This window comes from Microbispora oryzae (assembly GCF_017896165.1).
GTDB lineage: Bacteria > Actinomycetota > Actinomycetes > Streptosporangiales > Streptosporangiaceae > Microbispora > Microbispora oryzae.
In genome coordinates this window covers 471,016-480,335 of the sequence record NZ_JAFCNB010000003.1, presented here as the reverse complement: position 1 = coordinate 480,335, position 9,320 = coordinate 471,016, and the positions used below count along the sequence as shown (strand labels likewise).

The following is a 9,320-nucleotide window of genomic DNA, read 5'->3' as shown; positions in this document are numbered from 1 at the left end:
CCCCCCCCCCCCCCCCCCACGGCCGGTCCGCCCAGCACACTGCCGCACATGAACACCACATTCGACGTCCGGCGCTTTGCCGGCCGTTACGTCGCCCAGTGGAACGAACCGGACCCCACGACGCGCGACGCCATGATCCGCGAGCTGTGGGCCCCCGACGGGACGCAGGTGCTGGCCGACCCGCCCGAGGCGATCCGCGACTCCGCAGCCGCGCTCGCCTTCCCCATGCCGGAACTGCGGGTATGCGGCCACGACGCCCTGAACGCGAGGGTGAGCCGCGCCTACGAGATGTTCGTCGCGCCGGGGGAGCACGTCTTCGAAGCCGCAGGGGATGCGCTCGTCCTGCTGCCCCACGTGATCAGCCTCCGCTGGTCCATGATCTCCACCCGCACGGGGGAGGCCGTCGGCGGCGGCCTGGACGTCCTGACCCTGGACGCCGATGACCGGATCCGCGTCGACCACCAGTTCATCGGGGGCAACTGATGCGCTTCACCAAAATCTCCGTGAGCCCGGACGGCGGGTCAGCGTTCGAGGACGGCCACATCGACCTCACCGACCAGCACGTCGCCGACGGGGTGCCGCCCATGGCGCTGGGCCTGCTCCCGTCAGCGGGCGGCGTGCGGTACGTCCGCAGCGACGCGTTCGACAGCACCGCGCACCCGGCGCCGCGCGAGCAGTGGGTGGTGATGCTCCGCGGCGTGATCGAGGTGACGGTCAGCGACGGCCACCGCCGCCGTTTCGGCCCGGGTGACCTGGTTCTCGCCGCCGACACCACCGGGGCGGGACACACCACGGCCGGAGTCGGGCAGCCGCCGTTCGACGCGCTGTTCATCCCCCTCTGACAGCGTTCTCAGGAGGTGTCCTCCGAACGGCCTCCGGCGGCACGACCCTAGACGCACAGCTTCCGTTCCATCCGGCGGGCCGCGAACCACAGGCCCGCCACCGCCATGACGACCAGATACGCCACATGACCCAGCAGCGCGGACTCGACGACGCCGAGACACAGGGCCCGCACCAGCTCCACCGCGTGATACAGCGGAGTCACCTGCACCAGAAGCTCCAACCCCACGGGGTAGTCCCGCACCGGCGAGAACGTGCCGGAGAACAGAAACAGGGCGAACTGCCCCGTGGTCAGCAGATCGAAATCCTGCCAGCCGCGCATCATGGTGCTGATCGCCATGCCGGCGGCACCGAACGCCAGGCCGATCAGCACGGTCGCCGGGAACGCCACCAGCGCCCACCCGGCGGACGTCAGCCCCAGCACCACCATGATCACCAAAAAGATCGCCGTGTAGAGCGACCCCCGGACCACCGCCCAGATCAGCTCGCCGAAGGCGATCTCGATCGGCCGCACCGGCGTCGCCAGCACCGCCTCGAACGTCTTCATGTACTTCAGCTTGAAGAAGAAGTTGAACGTCGTCTCCGACAGAGCACCCGACATCGCCGACACCGCGAGCATCGCCGGAGCGACGAACGTGGCGTAGGCCATGGTCCGCCCGCCCACCGCCAGGTTCCCCACGAGAACCCCCACGCCCAGCCCGATCGACAGCAGATACAGCAACGGCTCGAAGAACCCCGACAGCAGGACCAGCCAGTACGCCGGGCCGGAACGCAACGCCCCCACGTTCCGGCCGACCACGGCGCCGACCCGGCCGGGGGAGACCCGGGCGGCCACGAATGTCGTCATCATCAGTCTTCCAGCCTCCGATGGAACGCCCGCACCGCGAGCACCAGACCGGCGGCCGCCCACGCCACCAGATAGCCGAGATGCACCACCAGCGGCCACGCGGGAGACCGCCCGAGCGTCGCCGCCCGGCACAGCTCGACCCCGTGCCACAACGGAGAGACATACGCCAGCGGACGCACCAACCCCGGCAACTGCTCCACGGGGAAGAACACACCCGCGAACAACGTCGAAGGAATCAACACGAACCGGAACAGCAGCGCGAAATAGCTGTCGTGGTCGATGCTCGCGGAGAACGCCACCACCGGCGCCGACGTCGCCACCGTCAGCAGCGCGCACACCAGCGGCGTCGCCAGCGCCCACGGCGATTGCAGCCCCCCGAAGAACAGCACGACCACCAGGAACGCCGCCACCGCCGCCTCCACCCGGAAAATCAGGTAGAGCTGATGGCCCAGCACCATGTCGACGGGACGCACCGGCGTGGCCCGCATGCCGTGATAGGACCGCACCCACTTGAAGTCACCCAGCACCGAGTACGTCGACTCGCCGAGCGCGATCTGGAACGCCGTCGAGGCCAGCACCCCCGGCACGATCCACGACAGGTAACCGACCCCCTGGACGGACCCGACGTACGCGCCCACCCCGACCCCGATGCTGAGCAGGAACAGCACGGGCAACACGAACGACGACAGCACCGACGCGTGCCACAGCCGCCGATACAGGCTGAGGTGCCGCTCCAGCACCGCCACCGTCGGATGTACGGTGCCGCGCACGGCCGCGCCCCTGTTGTCGGCCGTGCCCGGCACCGCACCTCCGGCATCCCCTGCGCTCCCGGCACCCCGGGCGATCTCCGCCGCCACGTCAGTCCACCAACGTCCGGCCGGTCAGATGGAGGAAGACGTCCTCCAGCGTGGAACGCCGCACCAGCGCGCTGGACGGCGTCAGCCCCCGCCGGTGCACCTCCGACAACGCCACGTCCCCGTTGTTCACATAGACCAGCACCCGGTCGGGCAGCGGATCGACCCGCTCACCGACCCCGTCCAGCTTGGCCGCGTAACCCGCACCCGAATCGAGCCCGTCGGAGAAACGCAGCTCCAGCACCTCGGGCGTCGAATAGCTTTCGATCAACGCCCGCGGCGACCCCTGCGCCACGATCCTCCCGCCGTCCATCACGACCAGCCGGTCGCACAACTGCTCCGCCTCGTCCATGTAGTGCGTGGTCAGCACCAGCGTCACGCCCCGCTGCTTGAGCCGGAACAACCGCTCCCACAGCAGATGCCGCGCCTGCGGATCGAGCCCGGTGGTCGGCTCGTCCAGCAGCACGATGTCGGGGTCGTTGACCATGGCTCGCGCGATGGTCAGCCGCCGCTTCATCCCGCCCGACAACGGCTCGACCTTGCCCCCGGCGCGGTCGGCCAATTGCACGAACTCCAGCAGCTCATCGGCCCGCCTGCGGCTCTCCGCACGCGACAGCCCGAAATACCGCGCGTAAGTCGTCAGGTTCTCCCGCACGGTCAGATCGGGATCCAGATTGTCCAGCTGCGGGCACACGCCGAGCCGCGCCCTGATCTGGGCACCGTCCCGCACCGGATCCATCCCCAGGATGCGCAACTCACCCGCCGTCGGGGTGGACACACATCCGATCATGCGCATCGTCGACGACTTGCCGGCCCCGTTGGGACCCAGGAAACCGAAAGCCTCGCCCGGCGCCACGTCGAGATCGATCCCACCGACCGCAGTGAAGTCCCCGAAACGCTTGACCAGGCCGCGAGCGAATATCAACGGGTGCTCTGCCACATTCGAGACCTTAACGAACGCCCCCGACAATTTTGCAAACGATTTATCAGGGCCCGCCACCCATCACAGGACGCCATCCGAATCCGGCGGATCCCATCGACCGACCTCAGGGCCCTGCCCCGGCGCCGCCCTGAGATGCGCCCGTTCACCCTGCCGCCCGATGAGGCTCAGAAACTCGACCGGGCCCGCGCCGGTCGCCCCGAACCAGTGCGGGGTACGCGTGTCGAACTCCGCGGCCTCCCCGGGCCTGAGCACGAGATCGCGCTCCCCGAGCACGAGACGCAGCGTCCCGTTGAGGACGTAGACCCAGTCGTAACCCTCATGGGTGCGCAGGTCGGGCCGGACGTCGTCGCCCCCCGCCGGGAGGACGAACTTGTAGGCCTGGATCCCCCCGGGCCGGCGGGTCAGCGGCAGGACCACCGAACCGTCGCCACAGGGGATGGGACGCAGATTGACCCGGGGATCGCCCGTCGGCGGCGCGTCGACGAGCTCGTCCAGTGTGACCCCGTAGACCCGGGCGAGCGGAAGCAACTGCTCAAGCGTCGGCCGGCGCAACCCGGCCTCCAGCCGGGACAGCGTACTGGCGGAAATACCGGTCTCCTCCGCGAGACCGGCGAGCGTGACGTCCCGTCGCAGCCGAAGGCGCTTCAACCTCGGCCCGACAGCGTCAAGAGTGCGATCGATGGCTCCGTCCACCCTCCTATCTTGCCGTTCGGCAACAAACTTTGCCGATCCGCCTCATCGGCCCTCACCATGAGGATCCCGCCGGCCGACCGCCGGACAGATCACCACCACCGAACGGATCACCCATGACGCACGACTTCGACAAGGCATACTGGGACCGGCACTGGCGGCAACGGCCGGCCGCAAGCCCCGCGGCCCCCGCGACCACGGATGGCGACCCGCCGAACCCCTACCTCGCGCGCGAGACCAGCGCCCTGACCCCGGGCACGGCACTGGACGCGGGATGCGGCGGCGGCGCCGAGGCCATCTGGCTCGCCTCCCACGGCTGGCACGTCACCGCCGCCGACATCTCAGCCGAGGCCCTCGCCCTCGCCGCCCGGCGCGCGGCGACGAGCCGAGCACCCGAACGGGTGCGATGGCTGGAGACGGACCTGAGCACCTGGAGCCCGCAAGAACGGTTCGACCTGGTCATGACCAACTACGCCCACCCCGCGATGCCCCAACTGGAGTTCTACGACCGCATCGCCGAATGGGTGGCCCCCGGCGGCACCCTCCTCATCGTCGGGCACCTGCACACCCCGAGCGCCACCGGCCACGGGCATGGGCATGGGCATGGGCACCACCCTCCCGCCGAAGCGACCGTCACCTCGGCCGCCATCACCACGCGCATGGACACCACACAGTGGCAGATCGTCACCGCGGAAGAGCACGTCCGCACGTTCCCCGGCCACGAAGGCCACGGGGCCACCCGCCACGACGTCGTCGTACGCGCCACCCGACGCCGGTAGTCCGCGGAACCCCGCCACACCGGCCCGCAACCACCGCTCACCTGCCGTACCGGGGGAGGCGCGACCGGTCGTAGGCTCACCTCATGACCGCGTTCGAGATCGGGACCGACGGCCCGCAGGTGATCGTCGTCGGGATCGACGGTTCCGACACGTCACTGCGCGCCGCGGCCTACGGCTGGGGCCTCGCCCGCCGCCAGGGGTCGAAGGTCGTCCTCGTCCACGTGATCGGCGGTCTCGGCAGCGTGGCCACGATGGTGCCCGTCGCCACCGCCTCGGCCATCCAGGCGGGGGAGGAGTTCACCGAGGAACTGCGGACCCGGGCCGAGGAGTTCGCGCGCACCACCGCCGCCAACGTGCCCTACACCTTCCGGGCCGAGCGCGGAGACCCCGCCGCCGCCCTCATGCGCGTCGCCGACGAGGTCCGCGCCGACGCCGTCATCGTCGGCGCCTCCGCCCAGGCGGGCCACCGCTTCATCGGCTCGGTCGCCGTCCGCCTCGTCAAGGCCGGCCGCTGGCCCGTCACCGTCGTGCCCTGAGCGGCCCTGCGTCATACCTGCGTAGTCACCGAGAACCCGTCCGCGCTCACAATCTACGCAGACCCTCCAGAACACGCAGCAACGTCGCCGTGTCGGGCCCGCCCGTGGCGGGAGCTGCCCGGGGATGATCGCGTACCCGGTGGGGGAGCGCCTCGGCCACCTCCCCAGGCATGAGATCCGCCGATACGAGATGCCCGGACGCGACGAGGGCCTCGGCCGGCTCCGCCGCGACGGGGCCCGGCGACTGCGGTGACTCCACGACCGCGGCGACCGAGTCCCCGGCAGCGGGGCATGGCGCCCCGGCGGACGGCCGGGGGATGGGCAGCTCACACCAGACGATCTTGCCGCGGTCCGGGGCCGTGTAATGCCCCCACCGTGAGGCCAGCCCCTCCACCAGAGCCAGGCCCCGGCCCCCCTCGGCCAGCTCCCCCCGCTCCGCCACGACAGGCATGCGTTCGCTGCCGTCCCATACCTCGATGAGCAGACTCCGCGGCCCCGGCGACACCCCGAGCCGCAGCCCGACCGTCCGCAACGCCACCGGGAAGATCGACGAGGCGATCGGCGGATTCGGCGCCGTCTCCGTGGCGTTGACCGCGTTGGTCACCAGCTCCGACACCAGTAACTCGGCCGTATCCGCCACCCGCGACAGATCCCAGCGCGCGAGCTCGGACCGCACGAACGCCCTCGCCCGCCGGGGCGCGGTCGCCGCGGAACCGAACAGCCGGTGCGCCGCCCTGCACTCGCCACGTGAGCGGAAGGGCGAACTCATCGTCCTCTCATTCTCGCGACTGCTCACCGTCCCGGCCACACGCGGCCCTCGCGGCCGATCCGGGAACACCCATACCACCGATCATCTGGCATGAATCATCGCAAAAGGGAGTGGTTGACAGCATTCAGCAAAGATTCTTCTCCCCGTCACCTCTCCGGAGACACCGGCCGGACATTCCCGGCCGGCCGCGTTCACCCCGCGTGGTCGTCCTCGACCCCGCCGGCAAGCCGCCGCGCGGCCGCCACCTCCTCACCGTCCCAGCCCCAGTGACCAGCGCCCCGCTGCCCGGCCTGGTCGTCGATCCAGCGCTGATGCGCCTCCCAGGCCGCCTGCTTCGTGGTGCCCAGAGCCGCCCCGATCCGCGACCAGGACGCGCCGGCCCTACGGGCGGAACGCACGGTGAGCTGCCGCCCGTAGCCCGCCTTACGCGCGATGAGCTCGCCGAGTGCGAGCAGCTCAAGGGCCTCCTCGCACGTCAGCGGCGCAGGCCCCCCAGCGGGAACGTCGTCCTCGCCGACCGGGGAGGCCAGCGCCTCCCGCGTACGCAACTCGTCGTAGCGCGCCACCGCGCCCAGAAGGGTGAACTCGCGGTCCAGCGCATCAGGAGAAGTCATACCCGAAGCATCACGTCAAGCTGGCTTGACGTCAAGCCACCCTGACGCACGCTCTCCGCGAACACGGAAGACAACCCGCCCACACCGTTCACCACGCCCACGCGGCCCCCACTTGGCACGATGATCGGATGACGGCAACCAGCAGGCGGTGGAACGGCAACATCCACTACCACCCCCGCATCCTCCGCTCGGTCCCCGACGACGCCCGGCACGCCCTCGACGTCGGCTGCGGCGAAGGCACACTCACCCGCGAACTCCGGCGTACCGTCCCCAACGTCACCGGCATCGACCTCCACACACCCAGCATCGACCAGGCCCGCGCGCACGCCGGCGACGTCGACTACATCGTCGGCGACTTCCTGACGCACCCCTTCGACCCCGCCTCGTTCGACGTCATCGCGTCAGTCGCCACCCTGCACCACATGGACGCCACCGCCGGACTGACCCGCATGCGGGACCTGCTGCGCCCCGGCGGCGTCCTGGCCGTCATCGGCCTCGCCCGCAGCACCCTGCCCAACGACCTGCCACGCGAACTCGCCGCCGTCACCGCCAGCACCTTCCACCGCGTGACGAAAGGCCACTGGCAGCACCCGTCGCCCATCGTCTGGCCGCCACCGGTGACCTACCCGGAGATGCGCGCGCTTGCCGCCGAGATCCTGCCCGGCTCCCAATACCGCCGCCACCTCCTGTGGCGGTACAGCATCACCTGGCGCAAACCGCGAAACTGAGCCGACCCGCACCGATATCGCCGCCTGGAACGATGTCGCCACCAGAAAAAGGCGTCCTCAGCGCAGAAGGAGATCGACCGCCACCTCCAGCCGTTCGAGGTAGTCCTCGCGTGATGCGACCTGATGCTTGAGGCCGATCGACGCGCTGATCATCGTCCGTGCGACAGGGGGAGCCGCCTCGCGGCCCGACCTGATGGCGATCGCGTCTGTGATCAGTTCCTCGAAACGCCGCCGCGGAGCCTCGATGATCTCACCGAGAAGGCCGGGATTGTCCTCGATGACCACCGCGACATCGCTCGCCAGCGGGCCGATGTAGCGGCCCGCCCACTGATCGAACGCATCGACCAGACGCTTCAGAAGGGGCCGGCCGGTGTCGGCGAGGACGTCTTCGACCGCTGCGATGTCGCGATCCAAGGCCTGGGCAACCGCGGCACGGAACAGGGCCTCCTTCGAGGAGAAGAGGAAATAGAGCCCGGGCCGGGAGATGCGCGCCGCCCGCGCCACCTCCTCCATCGAGGTCTTCCGGTAACCGAATCGCGCGAACGTGACCATGGCGGAGTCCAGAACCATGGTCCGGCGGCCAGAATCGGCGGCTGTCGACGACGGATGACCAACGTCGGGGCTGCTCATGACACGAGCATACGAGCGCGCGGCAAACTATACAAATCATGCTTACTCTGTATAGTCACGGCCATGTCCACTCGCAGACTCATCTCCACGCCCTTCACCTCCTCAAGCACCGCGGCCGAGGTCCTCCGGGGCGTCGACCTCACCGGCGTCCGCGCGATCGTGACCGGAGCCTCCTCCGGAATCGGGACCGAGACGGCTCGTGTGCTGACCTCCGCCGGAGCAGAGGTGACGCTCGCCGTCCGGAACACGACCGCCGGTGACGCCGTCGCCGAGACGATCGCGAAGTCAACCGGAGGGATCCGGCCCCGCGTCGCCCGGCTCGACCTCGCCGACAGGACCACCGTCACCCGATTCGCCGACACGTGGAACGGCCCGCTTCACCTGCTCATCAACAACGCGGGCGTGGTCACCAGTGGCCTCGAACGGACACGGGAAGGCTGGGAACTGCAATTCGCGACCAACCATCTCGGCCACTTCGCCCTGGCCACCGGCCTCCACCACGCCCTTGCCCTGGGAGCGACCGACCGCGAGGGAGCACGGATCGTCTCGGTCAGTTCGACAGCGCACATGCGCTCCGGCATCGACTTCGACGACCTCCACTTCGAGCGCCGCAGCTACGACCCCCAGATCGCCTACGCCCAATCGAAGACGGCGAACTCTCTGTTCGCCACCGAGGCGACCCGCCTTTGGGCGTCCGACGGCATCATCGCCAATACGGTGAACCCCGGCGGCGTCCGAACGGGACTGCAGCGCAACTTCACCGCGCAGCAGAAGGCGTCGCTCGACGCGGCCGAGGCCGCCGGAGTCTTCACCTACAAAACGGTCGAGCAGGGAGCCGCCACCACCATCGTCGCGGCCGTCGCCCCCGAGTTCGCCCACTCCGGAGGCCACTACCTCGACGATTCACAAGAGGCATACACCGTGCCGGACGACGCCAACCTCGCGCAGCACCCGCACGGTGTCAAGGAATGGGCGCTCGACCCCACCGCCGCCAAGCGCCTCTGGAAGGTCTCGAGCGACCTGCTCAGCGTCTGACCTCCCGACACCACAGCAGACGAAGAAGCGCGGGGGAGAGGGCCGACCCCGGCGC

The 9,320-nt window shown here is 69.8% G+C and carries 13 protein-coding genes; 6 read left to right on the top strand and 7 right to left on the bottom strand.

Translation table 11 applies throughout. From position 1 onward, the window contains the following. Together JOL79_RS08745 and JOL79_RS08740 are read left to right on the top strand one after the other, a co-directional pair. A partial coding sequence (locus JOL79_RS08745; protein WP_230984423.1) for a hypothetical protein occupies nt 1-483 on the top strand: 483 nt, incomplete at its 5' end. After that, complete coding sequence (locus JOL79_RS08740; protein ID WP_210155164.1) at nt 483-842, top strand: cupin domain-containing protein; 360 nt, start codon at nt 483-485, stop codon at nt 840-842. The genes JOL79_RS08745 and JOL79_RS08740, both read left to right, overlap by 1 nt. Nucleotides 843-889: 47 nt before the next feature. On the opposite strand, the gene JOL79_RS08735 is transcribed toward JOL79_RS08740, so the two are convergent. The 4 genes from JOL79_RS08735 to JOL79_RS08720 form a co-directional block, all read right to left on the bottom strand. Beyond that, complete coding sequence (locus JOL79_RS08735; protein ID WP_210155163.1) at nt 890-1,690, bottom strand: ABC transporter permease; 801 nt, start codon at nt 1,688-1,690, stop codon at nt 890-892. After that, nucleotides 1,690-2,490: an ABC transporter permease gene (locus tag JOL79_RS08730; RefSeq protein ID WP_307848416.1), complete on the bottom strand. Its 801-nt coding sequence runs from the start codon at nt 2,488-2,490 to the stop codon at nt 1,690-1,692. The genes JOL79_RS08735 and JOL79_RS08730 overlap by 1 nt, the downstream gene beginning before the upstream one ends. Before the next feature lie 55 nt (nt 2,491-2,545). Continuing rightward, nucleotides 2,546-3,481 carry an ABC transporter ATP-binding protein gene (locus tag JOL79_RS08725; RefSeq protein ID WP_210155162.1) on the bottom strand — a complete coding sequence of 312 codons (936 nt, stop codon included), beginning with the start codon at nt 3,479-3,481 and terminating at the stop codon, nt 2,546-2,548. A 63-nt stretch (nt 3,482-3,544) separates the two neighbouring features. After that, nucleotides 3,545-4,177, bottom strand: coding sequence for a helix-turn-helix domain-containing protein (locus JOL79_RS08720; RefSeq protein ID WP_210155161.1), 633 nt, complete (start codon nt 4,175-4,177; stop codon nt 3,545-3,547). Between the two features lie 113 nt (nt 4,178-4,290). Here JOL79_RS08720 and JOL79_RS08715 point away from each other — a divergent pair, with 113 nt between their 5' ends. Both JOL79_RS08715 and JOL79_RS08710 read left to right on the top strand, forming a co-directional pair. Further along, nucleotides 4,291-4,953: a class I SAM-dependent methyltransferase gene (locus JOL79_RS08715; RefSeq protein ID WP_210155160.1), complete on the top strand. Its 663-nt coding sequence runs from the start codon at nt 4,291-4,293 to the stop codon at nt 4,951-4,953. 83 nt (nt 4,954-5,036) lie between these two features. Further along, nucleotides 5,037-5,489: a universal stress protein gene (locus tag JOL79_RS08710; protein ID WP_210155159.1), complete on the top strand. Its 453-nt coding sequence runs from the start codon at nt 5,037-5,039 to the stop codon at nt 5,487-5,489. Between the two features lie 46 nt (nt 5,490-5,535). On the opposite strand, the gene JOL79_RS08705 is transcribed toward JOL79_RS08710, so the two are convergent. Further along, entirely contained in the window at nt 5,536-6,258 is a 723-nt protein-coding gene (locus tag JOL79_RS08705) for an ATP-binding protein (RefSeq protein ID WP_210155158.1), read from the bottom strand. Between the two features lie 191 nt (nt 6,259-6,449). Next, entirely contained in the window at nt 6,450-6,872 is a 423-nt protein-coding gene (locus JOL79_RS08700) for a hypothetical protein (protein ID WP_210155157.1), read from the bottom strand. 128 nt (nt 6,873-7,000) lie between these two features. Here JOL79_RS08700 and JOL79_RS08695 point away from each other — a divergent pair, with 128 nt between their 5' ends. Next, nucleotides 7,001-7,600: a class I SAM-dependent methyltransferase gene (locus JOL79_RS08695; protein ID WP_210155156.1), complete on the top strand. Its 600-nt coding sequence runs from the start codon at nt 7,001-7,003 to the stop codon at nt 7,598-7,600. Between the two features lie 57 nt (nt 7,601-7,657). Here JOL79_RS08695 and JOL79_RS08690 read toward each other — a convergent pair whose 3' ends face one another. Then, the gene (locus tag JOL79_RS08690) at nt 7,658-8,230 is read right to left on the bottom strand and encodes a TetR/AcrR family transcriptional regulator (RefSeq protein ID WP_210155155.1); all 573 of its coding nucleotides are present in this window, start codon (nt 8,228-8,230) and stop codon (nt 7,658-7,660) included. 63 nt (nt 8,231-8,293) lie between these two features. On the opposite strand from JOL79_RS08690, the gene JOL79_RS08685 reads away from it, so the two are divergent. Beyond that, entirely contained in the window at nt 8,294-9,265 is a 972-nt protein-coding gene (locus JOL79_RS08685) for an SDR family NAD(P)-dependent oxidoreductase (protein ID WP_210155154.1), read from the top strand. Nucleotides 9,266-9,320: the final 55 nt, after the last annotated feature.